The 20,033-nt window shown below is 53.4% G+C and carries 14 protein-coding genes and 2 tRNA genes; 4 read left to right on the top strand and 12 right to left on the bottom strand.

Annotated features, from left to right (window positions below; genetic code table 11):
* Positions 1-82 precede the first annotated feature (82 nt).
* The gene (locus tag H616_RS0111680) at positions 83-991 is read left to right on the top strand and encodes a MurR/RpiR family transcriptional regulator (RefSeq protein ID WP_027967532.1); all 909 of its coding nucleotides are present in this window, start codon (positions 83-85) and stop codon (positions 989-991) included.
* 77 nt (positions 992-1,068) lie between these two features.
* Positions 1,069-3,012: an exoribonuclease II gene (locus H616_RS0111675; protein ID WP_027967531.1), complete on the top strand. Its 1,944-nt coding sequence runs from the start codon at positions 1,069-1,071 to the stop codon at positions 3,010-3,012.
* Between the two features lie 121 nt (positions 3,013-3,133).
* Here the strand turns inward: H616_RS0111675 and sucD are convergent, their stop codons facing one another.
* The 9 genes from sucD to sdhC form a co-directional block, all read right to left on the bottom strand.
* The gene (gene sucD / locus H616_RS0111670) at positions 3,134-4,006 is read right to left on the bottom strand and encodes a succinate--CoA ligase subunit alpha (protein ID WP_027967530.1); all 873 of its coding nucleotides are present in this window, start codon (positions 4,004-4,006) and stop codon (positions 3,134-3,136) included.
* Positions 4,006-5,172: an ADP-forming succinate--CoA ligase subunit beta gene (gene sucC, locus H616_RS0111665; protein WP_027967529.1), complete on the bottom strand. Its 1,167-nt coding sequence runs from the start codon at positions 5,170-5,172 to the stop codon at positions 4,006-4,008. Before sucC ends, sucD begins: the two co-directional genes overlap by 1 nt.
* 138 nt (positions 5,173-5,310) lie before the next feature.
* Positions 5,311-6,750: a dihydrolipoyl dehydrogenase gene (lpdA, locus tag H616_RS0111660; RefSeq protein WP_027967528.1), complete on the bottom strand. Its 1,440-nt coding sequence runs from the start codon at positions 6,748-6,750 to the stop codon at positions 5,311-5,313.
* Positions 6,751-6,804: 54 nt separating this feature from the next.
* Entirely contained in the window at positions 6,805-8,352 is a 1,548-nt protein-coding gene (odhB, locus tag H616_RS0111655) for a 2-oxoglutarate dehydrogenase complex dihydrolipoyllysine-residue succinyltransferase (protein ID WP_027967527.1), read from the bottom strand.
* Between the two features lie 38 nt (positions 8,353-8,390).
* On the bottom strand, positions 8,391-11,225 hold the full coding sequence (locus tag H616_RS0111650; RefSeq protein WP_027967526.1) for a 2-oxoglutarate dehydrogenase E1 component: 2,835 nt from the start codon (positions 11,223-11,225) through the stop codon (positions 8,391-8,393).
* 209 nt (positions 11,226-11,434) lie between these two features.
* Positions 11,435-12,145: a succinate dehydrogenase iron-sulfur subunit gene (locus H616_RS0111645; RefSeq protein WP_027967525.1), complete on the bottom strand. Its 711-nt coding sequence runs from the start codon at positions 12,143-12,145 to the stop codon at positions 11,435-11,437.
* 11 nt (positions 12,146-12,156) lie between these two features.
* Positions 12,157-13,929, bottom strand: a complete 1,773-nt coding sequence (gene sdhA, locus H616_RS0111640) for a succinate dehydrogenase flavoprotein subunit (protein ID WP_027967524.1) — start codon at positions 13,927-13,929, stop codon at positions 12,157-12,159.
* 3 nt (positions 13,930-13,932) lie between these two features.
* Positions 13,933-14,280: a succinate dehydrogenase, hydrophobic membrane anchor protein gene (gene sdhD, locus H616_RS0111635; RefSeq protein WP_027967523.1), complete on the bottom strand. Its 348-nt coding sequence runs from the start codon at positions 14,278-14,280 to the stop codon at positions 13,933-13,935.
* Positions 14,274-14,651 (bottom strand): succinate dehydrogenase, cytochrome b556 subunit, encoded by a 378-nt coding sequence (gene sdhC, locus H616_RS0111630; RefSeq protein ID WP_205619087.1) that lies wholly within the window; start codon positions 14,649-14,651, stop codon positions 14,274-14,276. Before sdhC ends, sdhD begins: the two co-directional genes overlap by 7 nt.
* Positions 14,652-15,112: 461 nt before the next feature.
* On the opposite strand from sdhC, the gene gltA reads away from it, so the two are divergent.
* On the top strand, positions 15,113-16,399 hold the full coding sequence (gene gltA / locus H616_RS0111625) for a citrate synthase (protein WP_027967521.1): 1,287 nt from the start codon (positions 15,113-15,115) through the stop codon (positions 16,397-16,399).
* Positions 16,400-16,530: 131 nt separating this feature from the next.
* Positions 16,531-17,409, top strand: coding sequence for an NAD(P)-dependent oxidoreductase (locus H616_RS0111620; RefSeq protein ID WP_027967520.1), 879 nt, complete (start codon positions 16,531-16,533; stop codon positions 17,407-17,409).
* Between the two features lie 505 nt (positions 17,410-17,914).
* Here the strand turns inward: H616_RS0111620 and H616_RS0111615 are convergent.
* The 3 genes from H616_RS0111615 to gltX all read right to left on the bottom strand — a co-directional run bounded on the left by H616_RS0111615 (position 17,915) and on the right by gltX (position 19,674).
* Positions 17,915-17,990: transfer RNA gene (locus tag H616_RS0111615), tRNA-Glu, on the bottom strand.
* A gap of 26 nt (positions 17,991-18,016) precedes the next feature.
* Positions 18,017-18,092: transfer RNA gene (locus H616_RS0111610), tRNA-Ala, on the bottom strand.
* 97 nt (positions 18,093-18,189) lie between these two features.
* Positions 18,190-19,674: a glutamate--tRNA ligase gene (gene gltX / locus H616_RS0111605; protein ID WP_027967519.1), complete on the bottom strand. Its 1,485-nt coding sequence runs from the start codon at positions 19,672-19,674 to the stop codon at positions 18,190-18,192.
* Between the last annotated feature and the right edge of the window lie 359 nt (positions 19,675-20,033).

The raw sequence follows: 20,033 nt of genomic DNA, 5'->3' as shown, positions 1-20,033 counted from the left end.
AAAGAAAGATATATTTTCATTCTTGCTTGATGCAAAATAATTTGCAAATTGAATCGCATAAAAATGCCACGGAGCCTTTTCCATGTCTTCCACGCTCAATACAGCGCCGCAGACGCTCACTAAACTCAAGCAGCTGTTCAGTGCTATTGAAGCCGGTGATTCGCCAATAACCCTGGGCAAGGCGGCTCGACACATACTCGGTGCCCTGATAACGCTGCCAGAGCAAGCTGCATTCTCCACCATCAGTGAATTAGCGGACCGTCATAATGTCAGCGCCTCAACATTATCACGACTGTCACGACGCTTAGGCTATTCAGGCTTTGCCCAGCTACAGGACGTTTTCCGCCGCAGCTTGACTCAAGATAAGAGCTTTTACAGTAAGCGAGTATCACAGCTGCTCGACCAGCATGGCTCAGATCACGACGGCCTGACACGCATGACCGAGCTGACACGCCAAGAAAGCGACAACTTGGCAGAGCTGACGCGCTCTATTGATGCCACAAGCCTTTCAGGAAGTGCGGAACTGCTGGCTCAAGCACCCCGTATTCGTATACACGGTGTGCGTCAATTCAGCTCACTGGCCATGTTTATGGCCTATGGGTTAGGCATGCTCAGAAACGATGTGGCAATGCTCGATAGTTCTCATCAAGGCATCGCGGATGGCTTAGCTCAGCTCAACAGCGGCGACGTGCTAGTGGTTGCCAGCTGCTACCCCTACACCCCAAGCGTATTGGCCACGGCAGAAATAGCAGCCCGACACCATATACGTATCATCGCCCTCACTGATGCCATCAGCTCACCGTTGTGCTCAGTCGCCGAACACAGCTTTCTCGTACCTAATCACAGCCTGTTTTTTAGCAACAGCATGTGTGCTTTCATGCTGCTCATTGAAAGCCTGCTTAGCGAAGTGGCCAGCCTGTTGGGCGATAATGGCTTGATTTCCCTGCAACGCCGTGAGCATTTGATCAGCGAGTTAAAAGCCTCACTTTAAGCAGAAGGCGGGGGGATTTGGCGGACGCGAATGGAATCCGTATAGTAGCCATCCTATCCCGCCACTCGATCGTGACCATGCTGCAGAACAACTCGATGCTTGCTCAACTCAAGCAACAGATGCGTGACAACACGCCCCGTGCCGAAGGCGTCATTAAAGCCACTGAGCGAGGCTTCGGCTTCCTTGAAACAGATGCTGGCGAATCGTATTTCGTACCACCGCCCGCCATGAAGAAAGTGCTGCATGGCGACCGCGTTGAGGCCACCATCCACCAGGAAGGCGAGAAAACCTCAGCCGAACCTGAGACCCTGATCGAAACCGGCATGCAACGCTTTATTGCGCGCTTACAAAAGCGCGAAGGTCGCCTTGCCGTACTGCCGGATCACCCGTCGATCAAACAACCGCTCAAAACTCGCATCAAGCGCAACCTAGATGAAGACAGCTTGAGCGACGGCGACTGGGTCGTAGCCCGCTTGGTGCGCCACCCACTCAAGCCTGATGACCGTGCCTTCTTTACCCAAGTTGATGAGCTGGTCGCTAAGGCTGACAACCCCGCCGTTCCCTGGCGCGTCACACTGGCCCGCCATGCGTTAGAACAAGCCAGCCCCGAAGCGGGTGACAGCTGGCCAATACTTGACGAAGGCTTAGCTCGCGAAGACCTCACTGAACAGCCATTTTTCACCATTGACGGTGAAAGCACCCGCGACATGGACGATGCACTACGCATTGAGTCACGCGCCGAGGGTGGCTGGCAGCTCAGCGTAGCGATTGCCGACCCCACCGCTTATGTCGAAGAAGGCCATGCTGCCGACCTAGAGGCTCGCACTCGCGCCTTTACGGTGTATCTGCCGGGCCAGAACGTCACCATGCTGCCTGAAGTGCTGTCCGACGACCTCTGCTCCCTGCGAGAAGGTCTGGATCGCCCTGTACTCGCCTGCACACTAAATGTTAATGCCGATGGCAGTCTGGGTGACTTCCGCTTTTTCGCCGCCACCGCTCGCTCACATGCTCGCCTCAGCTACGATAACGTGTCTGACTGGCTTGAAGGGCAAGGTAACTGGACTCCAGACGCGGTCATTGCCGAACAGCTCAAGGCCCTTGAGGACATGACAGAGGCACGCAGTGCCTGGCGCGCTGAACACGCGCTGGTATTCAAAGATCGCCCCGACTATGTCTTCGATCTTGATCCCGCAGGCAACGTATTAGACGTACGTACAGAACACCGCCGTATCGCTAATCGTATGATCGAAGAAGCCATGATTGTTGCTAATGCCTGCTGTGCGCAGCTGCTATCAGAAAGCGTTGGCCACGGCATTTTCAACGTACATCGTGCGTTTGAGCCCGAAAAAGCCGACGCCGCCCACGAGTTCCTAACGGCTCAAGACATTAGCGTCGAACCCGAGTCTTTGGTTGAGCTGCCACGCTACCGAGACCTCAAACGCGCACTCGAAGCCCGCGACGATGCTTGGCTTGATGCGCGCCTGCGCCGCTTCCAGGGTTTCACCAAGATGTCAGCCAAACCTGGGCCGCACTTTGGCTTAGGGCTTGCCGCTTACGCTACCTGGACGTCACCAATCCGCAAGTACGGCGACATGGTCAACCACCGGCTGATTAAGCGCGTGCTCAAAGGTGAGCAGGCACCGGCAGAAGCCAGCCAAGCCACAACTGAGCAGCTCACCGAACGCCGTCGTCTTAATCGCATGGCCGAGCGCGACGTCAAAGACTGGTTGTATGTTCGCTACCTAACACCGGCGACGGTTGAGGGCGAGACGTTTGACGCGGAAATTATTTCGATTAATCGTGGCGGTATGCGCGTACGTTTGATTGCCAACGGCGCGACGGTATTCATACCGGCACCACTGATGCACAGCGATCGCGATAAAGTGGTCATTGACGACAAAGAAGGCCGGATCCAGATTGAAGGCGTAGAGCGCTTCAAATTAGGTGACAGCACACGCATTGTACTCACTGAGGCACGCGAAGAAACTCGCTCGCTGGTAGGCCGCCCAGCTGACGTCTAACAACATAGCCACTTAACAACATAGCCACTCCAGCGTCAGTCAACACTGGGGTAATCACTAAAATTAATTCATAAAAAAGGGCACCCGAAGGTGCCCTTTTTCTTTACGACTGAGCTAACACTTACCAGCCAGTAATTTCTTTCAACGCGTCGCCAATTTCGGCCAGTGAGCGGACCGTTTTGACGCCGGCATCTTCAAGTGCCGCAAACTTCTCGTCTGCCGTACCCTGGCCACCAGAGATGATCGCACCAGCATGGCCCATGCGCTTACCTGGAGGGGCGGTAACACCCGCAATGTAAGATACTACCGGCTTAGAAACATTCTGCTTGATGTAAGCAGCAGCTTCTTCTTCCGCAGTACCACCGATTTCACCGATCATCACGATCGCTTCAGTCGCAGGGTCTTTCTCAAACAGCTCAAGAATATCAATGAAGCTGGAGCCCGGAATCGGGTCGCCACCAATACCCACACAGCTGGACTGCCCAAAACCATGATCCGTGGTCTGCTTAACCGCTTCATACGTCAGGGTGCCTGAGCGAGAAACGATACCCACACGGCCCGGCTGATGAATGTGACCTGGCATGATGCCGATCTTGCTCTCGCCCGGCGTAATCACACCCGGGCAGTTCGGGCCAATCAGACGCACACCCAGCTCGTCACACTTGACCTTAACGTCAAGCATATCGAGAGTCGGAATACCTTCCGTGATACATACGATCAGCTTGATACCGGCATTAGCGGCTTCAAGAATCGAGTCCTTACAGAATGGCGCAGGCACGTAAATGACGCTAGCCTCAGCACCGGTCTGCTCAACGGCTTCTTTAACGGTATTGAACACCGGCAGACCCAGGTGCTCTTGACCACCTTTGCCTGGAGTGACACCGCCAACCATCTGAGTTCCGTAGGCAATTGCCTGTTCGGAATGGAAGGTCCCCTGGCCGCCAGTGAAGCCTTGGCAGATGACCTTGGTGTTCTTGTCGATCAGGATGCTCATTACTTGCCCTCCGCTGCCTTAACGACCTGCTGAGCCGCATCGGTCAGGCTGGTAGCAGCGATAATATTCAAACCACTGGACGCCAGTTTCTCGGCACCCAAATCGGCGTTGTTACCTTCAAGGCGCACAACAACAGGTACATTGACACCGACCTGTTCAACAGCACCAATAATACCCTCGGCAATCATATCGCAACGCACGATACCACCGAAGATATTGACCAAAACAGCCTGCACGGAATCGTCAGACAGAATGATCTTGAACGCCTCAGCCACGCGCTCTTTGGTTGCGCCGCCACCTACGTCAAGGAAGTTGGCTGGCTGGCCACCGTGCAGCTTAATGATATCCATGGTGCCCATAGCCAAGCCCGCGCCATTAACCATGCAACCAATGTTACCTTCGAGGGCAACGTAGTTGAGGTCCCACGCGGCGGCTTCAGCTTCACGCTCATCTTCTTGAGACGGGTCGCGCATAGCCTGCAGGTCTGGATGACGATACATCGCATTGCCATCTAGGTTGATCTTGGCGTCGAGGCAATGCAGATTGCCTTCGTCGGTGATCACCAGCGGATTGACTTCAAGCAGCGCCAAATCCTTATCATGGAACAGCTTAGACAGCCCCAAGAAAATCTTGGTGAACTGTTTGATCTGATCACCGCTCAACCCCAGCTGGAATGCCAGGTCGCGGGCCTGATACGGCTGAGCACCGACCAACGGATCAATTTCAGCCTTAAGGATTTTCTCAGGCGTTTCCTCGGCGACCTTTTCGATTTCCACGCCGCCTTCAGTAGACGCCATGAAAACCACGCGACGAGTTGCGCGGTCGACCACTGCTCCCAGATATAGCTCATTAGCAATATCAGTGCAGTTTTCAACCAGTATCTTGGATACCGGCTGGCCGTTAGCGTCTGTCTGGTAGGTCACCAGATTCTTGCCTAACCACTGCTCGGCAAAATCACGGGCTTCGTCAGCACTTTTGATCAGCTTGACACCGCCAGCCTTACCGCGGCCGCCAGCGTGGACCTGTGCTTTAACAACCCACATGTCGCCGCCGATTTTTTGGCAAGCTTCTGCTGCTTCTTCCGGGGTATCTACTGCAAAGCCCTTAGAAACTGGCAGACCATAGTCGGCAAACAGTTGCTTGCCTTGATATTCGTGAAGGTTCATCGATTCATGCCATTGGTTGCATGTGACTCGAAACGATAGCTGGCACCTAAAACGCCTCGCTACCACCGCCTCCTTCCGCTATCGGCCGGAAGGGATGCGCCGCCTAACGGCGGCGCGACTGCTCTCATATAAAGCGAATTAACGCTTTTTCTTGCGGTTTGCCATATGAATGGCATGCCCTTCCACCGCCAGGGCCGCTTCATGTACGGCCTCTGACATGGTCGGGTGGGCATAGCAGGTTAGTGCTAAATCTTCAGCACTAGAGCCAAACTCCATAGCGATAACACCCTGAGCAATCATTTCACCGGCATGCTGACCGACGATATGCATGCCCAAAATACGATCGGTTTCGGCATCGGCAATCACCTTAGCCTGGCCTTCAGTCGCATTATTGGCCATAGCACGGCCACTGGCCGCAAACGGGAAAGCACCCGTTTTGGTTTTGATCCCTTTCGCTTTAGCGTCCTGCTCGGTCATGCCGACCCAAGCCACTTCAGGTGAGGTATAAATCACGCTCGGAATCGCATCGTAGTTCATCTGGGCTTTATGGCCAGCGATGATATCCGCCACCATGATGCCCTCTTCTGATGCTTTGTGCGCCAACATCGGGCCACGTACACAGTCACCAATGGCATAGACCGTTGGCACACCAGTACGGCACTGGTCATCGACGTGAATAAAACCACGCTCGTCAAGGTCGATACTCACGCCATCAGCAATCACACCTTTAGTGTAAGGACGACGACCAACACACACGATGAGCTTGTCAAACGTCGCTTCTTGATCGCCTTTCTCGTCGCTGTACTTGACGACAACTTCGTTGTCTTTAATGTCAGACCCAGTGACGCGAGCACCCATGCGAATGTCCATGCCCTGTTTTTTGAGCAGTTTCTGAGTTTCCTTGGCAATGGCAGAATCAACCATCGGCAGAAAATCATCCATAGCTTCCAGAACAGTCACTTCACTGCCCAAACGGTTCCACACGCTACCCAGCTCAAGGCCGATGACGCCTGCACCAATCACGCCGAGACGCTTGGGTGCTTCCTGGAATTCAAGCGCACCCGTAGAGTCAACGATCAGGCCTTCTGTCATCGGTGTCGGGGGAATTTCCACCGGCACGGAGCCTGCCGCAATCACGATATTGTCAGCGTCATAAGTGGTCGCGTTGCCATCCAGGTCAGTAACCTCAACCTGCTTGCCAGAAACCACCTTGCCTGTGCCATCCAGCGCGGTCACGCCGTTAGCTTTAAACAGACCAGCAATACCACCTGTCAGGTTCTTAACAATGGTGCTCTTACGCGCCATCATCTTTTTGACATCGACACTAACGTCGCTGGCATTGATACCTAAGTCACTGAAATCTTCTTTAGCTTCGACATACTTATGTGACGCTTCAAGCAGTGCCTTAGACGGTATACAGCCCACGTTGAGACAGGTGCCACCGTGAACCACTTTTCCATCCTTATTGAGCCACTTCTCGACGCAAGCCGTCTTGAGGCCCAGCTGCGCAGCACGAATAGCGGCAACATAACCGCCAGGGCCCGCACCAATAACAATTAGATCAAACTTATCGGCCATGTTTTGCTCCTATGTCTTGCGCTTTTCTAGGGAAATCGTAGCACCGTTCGCGGATCAGATATCCAGCAGCAGGCGCGACGGATCCTCAAGCAGCTCTTTGATAGTTACCAGGAACTGCACTGCGTCTTTGCCATCAATCATGCGGTGATCATAAGACAGCGCAAGATACATCATTGGACGAATTTCAACCTGCCCCTTCACAGCCATCGGGCGATCTTGAATCTTGTGCATTCCCAGAATGGCGGTTTGTGGCGGGTTGATGATCGGCGTCGACAGCAACGAGCCGAAAGTACCGCCATTAGTGATCGTAAAGGTGCCGCCCTGCATCTCGTCGATGCCCAGCTTGCCGTCACGCGCACGCTTACCAAAATCGACGATGCCTTTTTCTACATCAGCAATTTTCATGCTTTCAGTATCACGCAGCACGGGCACAACCAAGCCACGATCCGTCGATACGGCAACACCAATATCCTGATAGCCGTGATAAACGATTTCGCTACCATCGATAGACGCATTAACGTCAGGAAAACGCTTGAGTGCTTCGGATGCCGCCTTAACGAAGAAGCCCATGAAGCCCAGTTTCACATCATGAGATTTCTGGAAGGTTTCTTTGTACTGAGCACGCAGATTCATCACCGCGCTCATGTCCACCTCATTATAGGTGGTGAGCATCGCAGCAGTCTGTTGAGCCTGAACCAAGCGCTTAGCAATTGTCTGGCGCAGACGTGACATCGGCACGCGCTTCTCAATACGCTCGCCTTCCAATGCTGGCGAGCCAGTGCTTGCAGCAGCTTTATTACTGGCAGCAGCTTTTTTGGCGCTACCTTCGCTAACCGCTTTCTGCACGTCTTCTTTGAGTATCAGGCCATTTTTGCCGGTACCCTTTACCTTGCTGACATCAAGATCATGCTCGGCAATCATCTTGCGTGCCGCTGGAGAAACAGGCTTACCGTCAAGGCTTTCGCTTTCTTCAGCACCACTTGCCTGGCTGTCGTTTGCCGCCTCATCAGCCGCTTCACCACCAGCACCCGCATCACCGCCCGCGCCTTCAACAAAAATGCCCAGTACGGCTTCAGACTCAACCTGGCTGCCTTCTTCCGCTTTGATGTCACTCAAAGCGCCATCAGCAGGAGCAACAACCTCGAGCACGACCTTATCAGTCTCGATTTCAGCCAGCACCTCATCGCGCTTGACCGGCTCACCGACCTTCTTGGTCCAGCTAGCCACAGTCCCTTCCTGGATCGACTCAGGGAACGACGGTGCCTTTACTTCATGCTGCTTTCCGCCAGCTGCAGGTTTAGCATCAGCTTTTTTGCTGGCTTTCGCCTCTTCTTTATCATCGCCTTTATCAGCTGAGGACTCTCCTCCCTCACCGATACGGCCAAGCAACTGTTCAGACGTCACCGTGTCGCCTTCCTCTACCAGCGCTTCGCTCAGCGTGCCCGCCTCGGGTGCCAGCACCTCAAGCACGACCTTGTCCGTTTCAATCTCAACGATCAGCTCATCACGCTCGACGCTGTCTCCCGGTTTTTTGTGCCAGGCGGCCACACTGCCTTCAGCAACAGATTCCGGAAAAGTGGGTGCCTTGATCTCGGTAGCCATTTTATATCCTTGTCTCGTCTCTCATCCTGGTGAGCGCCTTACAGATTAAAGGCGTCTTCCACCAATTGGCGCTGCTGTTCAGTGTGTACGGACATGTAGCCCGAAGCGGGAGCTGCCGACGCAGGTCGTCCGGCAAACTTAAGCTTACCGCCCAGTCCGGCCTTCAACCGTTCAACACCATTGCGCATATGATGCTGGCTGGGATACCACGCCCCCTGGTTAAGTGGCTCTTCCTGACACCACACAACATCCTGGATATTCGTGTAATCCTTGATCGCCTCAAAAAGCTCATCGGCTGGGAAGGGATACAGCTGCTCAAGGCGCACAATAGCGACATCGTCACGGCTGTTTTCTTCACGCCAACTCGCCAGGTCATAATAGACCTTGCCGGCACACAGGATAACTCGCTCCACGTTGGCCTTGTCGCGCTCTCCCTGATCAGCCAAAACCATCTGGAAGCGGCCTTCGGCCAACTCATCCAGGCTGGAAATCGCATCCCTGTGACGCAGCAGGCTCTTGGGTGACATCACGACTAGAGGCTTTCTTAACTTGCGGATAACCTGCCGACGTAACAGATGGAAAATCTGTGCGGGCGTCGTGGGTACACAAACCTGCATGTTGTGCTCAGCACACAGTTGCAAGAAACGCTCCAGGCGCGCAGAAGAGTGCTCAGGCCCTTGGCCTTCGTAACCATGCGGCAGCAGCATGGTCAGACCACACAAACGCTCCCACTTGGTTTCACCCGACGAAATGAATTGATCCACCATCACTTGAGCGCCGTTGAAGAAGTCCCCGAACTGGGCTTCCCAGATCACCAGATAGTTAGGCGACGTAGTGGAGTAACCATACTCAAACGCCAACACGGCTTCTTCCGAGAGGAAAGAGTCATGAATGACGAACGGTGGCTGGCTTTCATTTATGTTCTGCAGCGGCACATAGGTCGTGCCATCTTTCTGGTTATGAATCACCGCATGGCGATGCGAGAACGTTCCTCGCCCAACGTCTTGTCCCGTCAGACGCACAGGGTGCCCCTGGTCCAGCAAAGTGGCATAGGCCAGGGTTTCCGCATAACCCCAGTTAATCGCCATACCGCCCGCCGTCATCTTGCGACGGTCGTCGTAAATCTTGGCGACCTGGCGCTGCACTTCAATCCCGTCAGGCACGCGACACATGCGGTCAGCCAAATACTGAAGGCGCTTGATGTCAAAGCTGGTATCCGTATCACCGGTCCATTCATGGCCCAGGTACGGTTTCCAATCAACAAACAGCCCTTCGTTCGGCTTTTTCACCAAAGCATTCGCCACGTGATTACCTGCCATCAGGTCTTCACGGTACGTTTCCATCATCGCTTTAGCATCGTCACTTGACAGCAGCCCCTGCTTGACCAAGCGTTCAACATACAGCGTGCGCGACGACGGATGATCTTTGATCTTGCGATACATCATCGGCTGAGTGCCGGATGGCTCATCAGCTTCGTTATGGCCGCGACGACGATAGCAAACCAGATCAATCACCACGTCTTTCTTGAACTGCTGGCGATAATCCAGCGCCACTTGAGTCGCATGCAGTACCGCGTCAGGGTCATCCCCGTTAACGTGCAGGATCGGCGCCTGAACCATCTTGGCAATGTCAGTGCAGTACTCGGTGGAACGGGCATCCAGCGGGTTTGATGTCGTAAAACCCACCTGGTTATTGATCACGATATGAACCGTACCACCCGTGCCATAGGCTCGAGTCAGAGACATCTGGAATGTCTCCATGACCACGCCTTGCCCAGCAAACGCTGCGTCGCCATGCACATTGATCGCCAACACCTTGCCGCCATCAGGATCGCTGCGGCGATCTTGACGAGCGCGCACTGAACCCACGACCACAGGAGCAACAATTTCAAGGTGTGAGGGGTTAAAGGACAGCGCAAGGTGCACCTCCCCCCCTTGGGTCATGACATTGGAACTGAACCCCTGATGGTACTTAACGTCACCCGAGCCATGCTTGACCAAGCGCTTGCCGTCGAACTCATCGATTAGCTCAGATGGGTTCTTGCCAAGAATATTAATCAGCATATTAAGGCGGCCGCGGTGCGCCATACCAATAACGACTTCTTTGGTGCCATAGCCACCAGCACGCTGAATTAGCTCGTCCATCATCGGAATGAAGGACTCACCACCTTCAAGCCCGAAGCGCTTGGTACCCGGATACTTAGAAGCCAGGTAATTTTCCAGCCCTTCAGCTGCCGTTAAACGCTCCAGCACATGCTCCCGCACTTCATTACTGAACTTTGGCTGCGAGCGCACCGACTCAAAGCGCTGCTGCAGCCAGCGCTTTTCTTCGGTATCAACAATATGCATAAATTCACAGCCAATGCTGCGACAGTACGTTTGCTCTAGCGCTTCAACAATGTCTTTCAGTGGTGCTTTGTCAACACCCAGAAAAAAAGACCCAGTCTGAAACTCAGTATCCAAGTCATCCTTGGACAACTGGTGGAAGGATAGATCCAGGTCTGGCACCGGCTTAGGAGCCCGTAAGTCCAGAGGGTCGATATCTGCCTTCTGGTGTCCACGGAAACGGTAAGCGTTGATCAGCTGAAGAACTTTGACCTGCTTTTTGCTTTCATCGCTACCGACAGGCGCTGAAACCATCGCTGCACGTCGCTGCTGGCCCAGCTGGTAAAACTGTTCACGCGTTGGGGAAAGAGGTACATCGCCACCCGATCCATCTTCTGGTCGGGGTAATTGATCAAAGTACTGACGCCACTCGTCGGGAACGGCGGAGGGTTCCTCAAGATACTGCTCAAAAAGCGCTTCCACATAGTGGGCATTGGCCCCGCTAACGTGGGAAGAACGCAACATTAACTCCATTATGCCTTCTTGCATCTTTCAATCACCCTGCACTCAGTGGGTGGTGTCGGCATGCAGTCTAAATGCCAACGGCCTGGGCGGTGTTAGAACACCTTCCTTGCACTGCTTTAACGATCAAAGCCGGTGCCATCAGCACCGGCTCGGCATGATCTCATGGATCAAGACTGCGACATGAGGTCACAGACCAGCGCCTGTGACCATCATAACAATCTCTTGCCCACGATTTAAGTGGCATCAGCCAGTAGCATGTCACGAATTTTACCAATTGCGCGTGTCGGGTTGAGTCCCTTGGGGCATACAGCCACGCAATTCATGATGCCACGGCAGCGAAACACCGAGAACGGATCATCAAGCTCTGACAACCGCTCGTGGGTTGCTGTGTCACGCGAGTCTGCCAAAAAGCGGTATGACTGCAGCAGTCCTGCCGGACCAACAAACTTATCCGGGTTCCACCAGAACGACGGGCAGGATGTCGAGCAGCAAGCGCACAGAATACACTCATACAGGCCATCGAGCTTGTCGCGCTCTTCAGGTGACTGCAGGCGCTCAATGCTTGGCGGCTGGGTGCTATTTTGCAAGTACGGCTGAATACGCTCGTACTGCTTGTAGAACAGCCCCATATCAATTACCAGGTCACGAATGACTGGCAATCCAGGCAGGGGACGCAGAACCAGCTTACCGCCCTTAACCACGTCAGACAGTGGCGTAATACAGGCCAGCCCGTTCTTACCATTCATATTCATGCCATCAGAGCCGCAAACACCTTCACGGCAGCTGCGACGAAACGCCAAGCTGTTATCTTGCTCTTTCACCATGTGCAGCACATCCAGCACCATGAGGTCGCGCCCCTGAGTATCGACCTCGAACTCTTCCATGTGCGGCGCAGAGTCAGTTTCCGGATTATAGCGGTACAGGGATACCTGAAGATTGGACATCGTGACTCCCCTTAGTAGGTGCGAATTTTTGGCTCAAACATATCGACAGTCTTGGGCGCAAAATTGACATCGCGCTTACCGAGTGTCTTCTCAACAGGAAAATATACCGAGTGCTTGAGCCAGTTGACGTCATCACGGTCCGGAAAATCATAGCGCGAATGAGCGCCGCGACTTTCCTTGCGATTCAGGGCAGAAATGGCGGTTGCCTCAGCGACTTCCATCATGTTGTCGAGCTCCAGCGCTTCGACACGTGCCGTATTGAAAACAGCTGATTTATCCGGCAAGTAGCCCTTGGCGATACGCCCGCGCAACTCAGCAAGCTTTTTCACGCCCTCTTCCATGTTTTCTTCCTTCCGGAAAACACCGAAGTCATTCTGCATGATCTGCTGCAGCTCTCGCTTAAGCTCAGGGACCGTCTCACCCTCTTCCGACTCATTCCAGCGGTTGATGCGCGCCATGGCGGCTTCAACATCAGACTGACTAGCCGCAAGATAGTCGATACCCGCATTAAGGGCGTTATCGATAAACATACCTGCCGAACGACCAAATACCACCAAGTCCAGCAGCGAGTTACCGCCCAGGCGGTTGGCGCCATGCACCGAGACACACGCCACTTCACCCACGGCAAAAAGGCCGTTAACGATATGATCGTTGCCTTCAGCATCAGGCATGATGGCCTGGCCATGAATATTGGTCGGCACACCACCCATCATGTAATGGCAGGTCGGCACGACAGGAATGGGCTCTTTGGCCGGGTCAACATGCGCAAAGGTCTTGGACAGCTCAACGATACCCGGCAGACGCTTACCAAGCACTTCCTCGCCCAAATGATCCAGCTTGAGAAACACGTGATCGCCATCTTCGCCAGCACCGCGGCCTTCAAGAATTTCCATGACCATGGAACGGGCTACCACATCACGGCTGGCCAGATCTTTGGCATTCGGTGCGTAGCGTTCCATGAAACGCTCGCCATCTTTATTAATCAGATAGCCACCCTCACCTCGGCAACCTTCCGTCACCAGAGTGCCCGCACCATAAATACCGGTTGGGTGGAACTGCCACATTTCCATATCTTGCATCGGGAAGCCGGCGCGTAACGCCATGCCAACACCGTCACCCGTATTGATCAACGCATTGGTAGTTGACGCATAGATACGTCCGGCACCACCAGTAGCCAGAACAGTTGCCTTGGACTCAATGTGGGCCACTTCACCCGTCTCGATATCCATGGCAATACAACCCACGACATCGCCGTTAGCATTTTTGACCAAATCCACAACATACCATTCGTTCAAGAAGGTCGTGTTGTGCTTCAAATTGTTCTGGTAAAGCGTATGTAGCAGCGCGTGGCCCGTACGGTCAGCTGCCGCGCAGGTACGGGCTGCCTGACCACCCTCACCAAAATTCTTCGACTGACCACCAAACGGGCGCTGATAAATACGGCCATTATCAAAGCGTGAAAATGGCAGCCCCATGTGCTCAAGCTCAAAAACCGCTTTAGGGCCTTCGGTACACAGATATTCTGCCGCGTCCTGGTCAGCGATATAATCGCTGCCTTTAACCGTGTCATACATGTGCCAACGCCAATCATCATTGGGATCAGCAGAAGCAATGGCACAGGTAATACCGCCCTGGGCAGATACTGTGTGCGAACGCGTCGGAAAGACCTTGGAAAGCACGGCCGTGTTCTTGCCAGACTTGGCCAACTCCAAGCCAGCTCGCAAACCGGCACCGCCACCACCAATAATAATGGCGTCAAAGGATAGACTACGCATATTGGACATGTATCAGGCTCCCCACACGACTTGAATGCCCCAGACCAAGAACACAAAATTGGCCAGGATGATGATGGACTGGGCTGCGATACGAATCCCTGCCGGCTTAATATAATCCGTAGTGACTGTCCACAGACCAACCCAGGCGTGCGCAGCTATCGACACGAAAGCCAGCAGCGAGAAAATACGCATCCAGGTCTGGGCGAACAGGCCGCTCCAAGTGGCGTAGTCCAGGTCAGAGCTAAACAGCAGAAAGCCCACAATAAACAGGGTGTACAGGGCCATAACTACCGCTGAAACACGCTGAATCAACCAGTCGGACACACCGCTACGCCCGAGGTTCGTAATATTGGTTACCATACCCAGACTCCTGCCAGAACGATCAACAATGCGCTCAATACGATAGTGATCTGTGCTTTTTTGACGCCACCCTCCAGGGTCACACCAATGTCAGCATCCATAACCAAGTGCTTGATGCCTGCCACAAAGTGATATCCCAGCGCTGACAGCAATCCCCAGGCAATCAGCTTTGCCAGAAAATTATGTGCCAAGGTGTCGCGCACAGCCTCAAACCCTTCTGGCGACGACAAGGAAGCGTCGAGAGCCCAAAAAGCGAAGATGAGGCCAACAAACAGAATAACGCCAGTAATGCGATGCACTATTGACGTCAAGGCGGGAAGCGGGAAGTGTATCGTGCTTAAATCCAGATTTACGGGTCGTTTGCTATTCACGGCGTTGTTCACACTCTCTTGGCCCGCGTACAAGAACGCTCAGGCGAGCGTGACACGGGCGGTGGTTTGTGGAAAAGACAACGATTGCTTTAGCAGCCAATGCTGCCAATTCCTGCCAGTCGCGACAGCAGATTATAAGGTCATGCACCCAGCATGACAAATGGCGACCCGCCAATCCTCGACCATGGTGGAAAGCCTGCTCCTTTTCCTTGACGACATTTGCAAACACCGACAGTCTGGCAAAACCCGTCAACCGCCCGTATTACTAGGCCTATGATGATGCAGAGCACCATATTGGCGGATAACAACCCGTTACAGAGAGCGGCTCAACTTTGCTGCACCTGCGTAAAGAGAATTGACAATTAGTCATACCGTTTTATAGTGAGCAGGTCTTTTTTTGGTAACAAATTAAATTAAACAGCAACATATCACCATACAATCCACTCGAGAGGAGGCCAGCCATGGCTGACAGAAAAGCAACGCTGACTGTAGATGGTCTGGACAAAGCAATCGAGCTGCCCGTCTACTCCGGCAGCATGGGTCCTGACGTTGTCGACGTCCGCGATCTGGTCGGCCAAGGGATCTTTACCTACGACCCCGGCTTCATGGCGACCTCTTCCTGCCAGTCCGCTATCACCTATATCGATGGCGAACAAGGCATGCTGCTACATCGCGGCTACCCCATCGACCAGCTGGCCGAAAGCTCAAACTATGTTGAACTGTGCTATCTACTGCTGTTCGGTGAGCTGCCTAATGACGAACAATACACAGATTTCGAAAGCCGTATTACCAACCACACCATGGTCCATGACCAGATCAACAATTTCTTCAAGGGCTTCCGGCGCGACGCCCACCCAATGTCGATCCTATGCGGTGTCGTCGGTGGCCTGGCAGCCTTCTACCACGATCACATGGACATCACTCAGCCTGAAGACCGCGAAATCAGCGCAATTCGCCTGATTGCCAAAATGCCCACCATCGCGGCAATGTCCTACAAGTACAACGTCGGCCAGCCTTTCCGCTGCCCACGTAACGACTTGGGCTATGCAGAGAACTTCCTGCACATGATGTTCAGCACGCCCTGCGAAAGATACGAAGTTAACCCCGTATTTGCCAAAGCCATGGACCGCATCTTCATGCTCCATGCCGACCACGAACAAAACGCTTCAACGTCGACTGTTCGCTTAGCAGGCTCTACTGGAGCCAACCCATTCGCCTGCATCAGCGCGGGCATTGCCGCCCTCTGGGGGCCGGCTCACGGCGGCGCTAACGAAGCCGTATTGGCCATGCTTGACGAGATTGGCGATGACTCTGAAGAAAACATTCAGCGCTTTATCAACAAAGCCAAAGACAAAGACGATAACTTCAAGCTGATGGGCTTCGGGCACAGGGTTTATCGCAATTTCGACCCCCGCGCCAAAGTGATGAAAGAAACTACCGACGAAGTTCTGGCTCAGCTGGGTAGAGCCGATGATCCTCAGCTCAGAATCGCCAAGCGCCTCGAACAGATCGCCCTAGAAGACGAGTACTTCATCGAGCGCCAGCTTTACCCCAACGTAGATTTCTATTCTGGCATCATCCTGAAAGCCATGGGCATTCCCACCAACATGTTTACGGTAATTTTTGCCGTAGCACGTACCATCGGGTGGATCTCTCACTGGAACGAAATGCTCAGCGATAGCTACAAGATCAACCGCCCTCGCCAGCTCTATACTGGGCATACGAAGCGCGACTACCCTACAAAGTAAGCGGACACTCATAAACTACCCGCTTATTAAGCAGCAGCACCCCTTAACTCAAGGCCGCCCAGTGCGGCCTTTCTTATATCTGCACACAGCTCACTTTGCCCCCATGAGCCCAACACCCAGGAGAAGCACTAATGAGGCAAACAATTTCCACCATCGCTTTTATCGGCCTTGGCGTCATGGGCTACCCCATGGCAGGTCACCTTGCTCGCGCTGGATTCAACGTACGCGTCTATAATCGCACCACTGACAAAGCCATACATTGGGCCAAAGAATTTGAGGGAAGCCACCACCTCACACCACGCGAAGCCGCCGAGGGAGCCGACCTGGTACTCATTTGCGTCGGCAATGATGATGACGTTCGCCAAGTGACAACCTGCCCTAATGGCGCCCTGCATGGCATGTCCAAAGACAGCCTGCTGATTGACCACACCACCGCATCCGGCGAACTCGCCAAAGCACTTGATAGCGCATGCCGTGAGCATAGCGTAGGCTTTCTCGACGCCCCTGTTTCGGGCGGCCAGCAAGGCGCAGAAAATGGCGCACTGACCATTATGTGCGGCGGTGACGACAACGATTTTCGACGCGCTGAACCGGTACTGCAACACTACGCGCGCGCCGTCACCCTGATGGGACCTGCCGGCAGTGGCCAGCTGACCAAAATGGTTAACCAGATCTGTATTGGCGGCTTGATACAAGCCCTTTCTGAAGGACTACACTTTGCAGAGCTCGCCGAGCTCGACCAGCAGCGAGTCATTGACGTCATTTCCCAAGGCGCTGCCGGCTCTTGGCAGATGGAAAATCGCCACAGCACAATGATTGCCGACAGCTATGATCATGGCTTTGCCGTAGACTGGATGCGTAAAGATCTCGGAATCTGTCTAGAGCAAGCGCGAAAGCTCGGCGCCAGCCTCCCTATTACAGCCTTGGTAGACCAGTTTTACGCCGATATTCAGGCTATGGGCGGTGGGCGCTGGGACACGTCATCATTACGCAAGCGCCTAACCCCTTGAGCACCACGCCACTAACAGCCCCAAAGACGGCGTAACGGCGAGAATCACCCTGCTTGCACAGGGCTCACCCACAGCCACCAACGCCTTGTGCCAGCAGCGAAAAATCTTTTCCACACATTCTGTGCATAAACCTGTTGAAAAGCATTTAAAATGACCCGCAAGCCACCGTATCTAGCGGGCCTGCCTTAGATTGGTTGTTTTTTGACCTAGCATAACTTATTGATTTTTATGAACAAATAAAAGAGCGCCGTAACCACAAGGGCCAAGGGACGGTTTATTCACACAATAAACAGGCAGAGGAGAAAAAGTGGACAAGTCAAGCACAAAAACGCACAATTTTGTCATCACAGAGGCGCAGAAAGGCTTGACATAATACCGCACAGGCAAAACGGACAAGCACCACAAAGCGAGCAAAACGAGCAAAAAAAAAGACACCACAAAAGGCGTCCTCTTAATAAGTCTTCAACCGCTTCAACGGTGTGAAAAGCACTGCATTAACAATAAATGGCGTCCCATAGGGGGTTCGAACCCCTGTTACCGCCGTGAAAGGGCGGTGTCCTAGACCACTAGACGAATGGGACGCAGTAATGCAACTGTCAAAAAGTATTGGTGGAGCCTAGCGGGATCGAACCGCTGACCTCAACACTGCCAGTGTTGCGCTCTCCCAGCTGAGCTAAGGCCCCATCTCTTTCAGACGAGCGGTATAGTACTCACTCGCAGGGAATAGGTCAACACTTGTCATCGACCTACCCCCCTGCCCGAGCTACCCATACGCTCTGCTTACAGCGAGAGTTCCCGGTACTGCTTTTCGAAACGCTTGGCCTGTTTTTTGGACACACCGCCGAGCACATTAATCGCATGCCTTAAGCGGGCACGCGTCATGTCTGACCCTAAAATAGCCATGGCATCCATGACAGAAGTACTCGATGCCGAGCCTGTAATAGCAATGAACACAGGTGCCAGAAAACCTTTCATCTTCAGCTCAAAGTGCTCAGCCAATAACTTAACCTCCTCCAACAACGCAGGCTTGTTCCAGGTAGGCACAACTTCTAAACGCCATACTAAGAACTGCAACAGCCTGACAAGCTCCTCAGGCTCCAACGCCACCTTATCGAAGTCACTTGGCTGAATCACTGGCAAGCCTGAGAAGAAATGTCCCGCCAGCGGAATCACGTCAGATAACGTTTCAACCCGTGGACGCACTTGAGGCAGAATTTCACTGACATAGCGTTCGTTGAAGGCCCAGTCCATCAGCGCCTTCATCAACGCCGCATCATCAAGGTCCTCACGAATATACAGGCCGTTAAGCCAGGTCAGTTTTTCCAGATCAAATACTGGGCCGCCCAACGAAACGCGCTGTATATCAAAATGCGCCATCATTTCGTCAAGACTGAATTTTTCGCTTTCACCAGGCATTGACCAGCCCATACGCCCCAAATAATTCGTCACTGCCTGGGGTAAATACCCCATACGGCGGTAATAATTAATTGAGGTCGGATTTTTGCGCTTAGATAACTTTGACTTGTCAGGGTTACGTAACAGCGGCATATGGCACAGCACCGGCATCTGCCAGCCAAAGCAGGCATACAGCAGCTGATGCTTCGGTGCTGAATTGATCCACTCTTCGCCACGCAGAACGTGTGTTATCCCCATCAGGTGGTCGTCTACCACGTTAGCCAGATGGTAAGTCGGCATACCGTCAGACTTAAGCAAAATTTGCGCATCAACCTGCTGCCAGTCCACCTCAATCTCACCGCGCAGCATGTCATGCACAACGCAGGTGCCCGAATCAGGTACCTGCATACGAATCACAAAAGGCCAGCCCTCCTTTTCACGCCGTGCCGCTTCATCAGCAGGCAAGGCCAAATCTGCCGGCTTCAACGCCAGTTGCATCCCAGCGTCTTTACGCGCCTCTCGCAGCGCATCAAGCTCTTCACTGGTGCGATAGCACTTAAACGCATGGCCATCTGCAACAAGCTGTTCAGCGTATTGCGCGTAAATATCCCCACGCTCACTCTGCCGGTATGGTCCGTGAGGCCCACCAACATCCGGCCCCTCATCCCAATCCAGCCCCAACCAACGTAATGAATCCAGAATCATCTGTTCAGATTCCGGCGTCGACCGCGCTTGATCGGTATCTTCAATTCGCAGAATAAACGTTCCCTTGTGCTGGCGCGCAAAGCACAGGTTAAACAAAGCAATATATGCGGTGCCTACATGGGGGTCACCGGTGGGAGACGGCGCGATGCGAGTGCGTACGGTCATGTCGTCCTTGCGTCCAGAAAAAGTGATTGAGAGCGGATACAAACGGCGTACGGGCAACAACCCTGCCGAATATAAACGCCTATAAATTCTTGGCCATTGATTCCGGTCATCACCGGGGGTCACATTGTATTATACGCAGCTGGGTCGATTGCGGCAGCCATCTGGAAAAAACCGTTTGGCACAAACTTAGCCCTGCCCAGTAACGATGAACACCTCAGGAATGTAATACGCTACGATGGTGTGAGCCATGGCCATAGGGATGATGAGCTCAAGGGAATTGCAGTCCGAATGATCGCTTAGATCAGTGTCCACTGCGGCTGAGTAAGATCAACCGAGATAAAGCCAACTGCATCACCATA

This window comes from Halomonas halocynthiae DSM 14573 (genome assembly GCF_000425725.1).
Taxonomy (GTDB): Bacteria; Pseudomonadota; Gammaproteobacteria; order Pseudomonadales; family Halomonadaceae; genus Halomonas; species Halomonas halocynthiae.
The sequence above is the reverse complement of the archived record's forward strand: the minus strand, read 5'-3'. Positions and strand labels throughout refer to the sequence as shown.

Excerpts from the sequence above, each read along its gene's own strand:
- H616_RS0111680 (WP_027967532.1), top strand. The coding sequence starts at position 83 with ATGTCTTCCACGCTCAATACAGCGCCGCAGACGCTCACTAAACTCAAG.
- H616_RS0111675 (WP_027967531.1), top strand. The coding sequence starts at position 1,069 with ATGCTGCAGAACAACTCGATGCTTGCTCAACTCAAGCAACAGATGCGT.
- sucD (WP_027967530.1), bottom strand. The coding sequence starts at position 4,006 with ATGAGCATCCTGATCGACAAGAACACCAAGGTCATCTGCCAAGGCTTC.
- sucC (WP_027967529.1), bottom strand. The coding sequence starts at position 5,172 with ATGAACCTTCACGAATATCAAGGCAAGCAACTGTTTGCCGACTATGGT.
- lpdA (WP_027967528.1), bottom strand. The coding sequence starts at position 6,750 with ATGGCCGATAAGTTTGATCTAATTGTTATTGGTGCGGGCCCTGGCGGT.
- odhB (WP_027967527.1), bottom strand. The coding sequence starts at position 8,352 with ATGGCTACCGAGATCAAGGCACCCACTTTTCCGGAATCTGTTGCTGAA.
- H616_RS0111650 (WP_027967526.1), bottom strand. The coding sequence starts at position 11,225 with ATGCAAGAAGGCATAATGGAGTTAATGTTGCGTTCTTCCCACGTTAGC.
- H616_RS0111645 (WP_027967525.1), bottom strand. The coding sequence starts at position 12,145 with ATGTCCAATCTTCAGGTATCCCTGTACCGCTATAATCCGGAAACTGAC.
- sdhA (WP_027967524.1), bottom strand. The coding sequence starts at position 13,929 with ATGTCCAATATGCGTAGTCTATCCTTTGACGCCATTATTATTGGTGGT.
- sdhD (WP_027967523.1), bottom strand. The coding sequence starts at position 14,280 with ATGGTAACCAATATTACGAACCTCGGGCGTAGCGGTGTGTCCGACTGG.
- gltA (WP_027967521.1), top strand. The coding sequence starts at position 15,113 with ATGGCTGACAGAAAAGCAACGCTGACTGTAGATGGTCTGGACAAAGCA.
- H616_RS0111620 (WP_027967520.1), top strand. The coding sequence starts at position 16,531 with ATGAGGCAAACAATTTCCACCATCGCTTTTATCGGCCTTGGCGTCATG.
- gltX (WP_027967519.1), bottom strand. The coding sequence starts at position 19,674 with ATGACCGTACGCACTCGCATCGCGCCGTCTCCCACCGGTGACCCCCAT.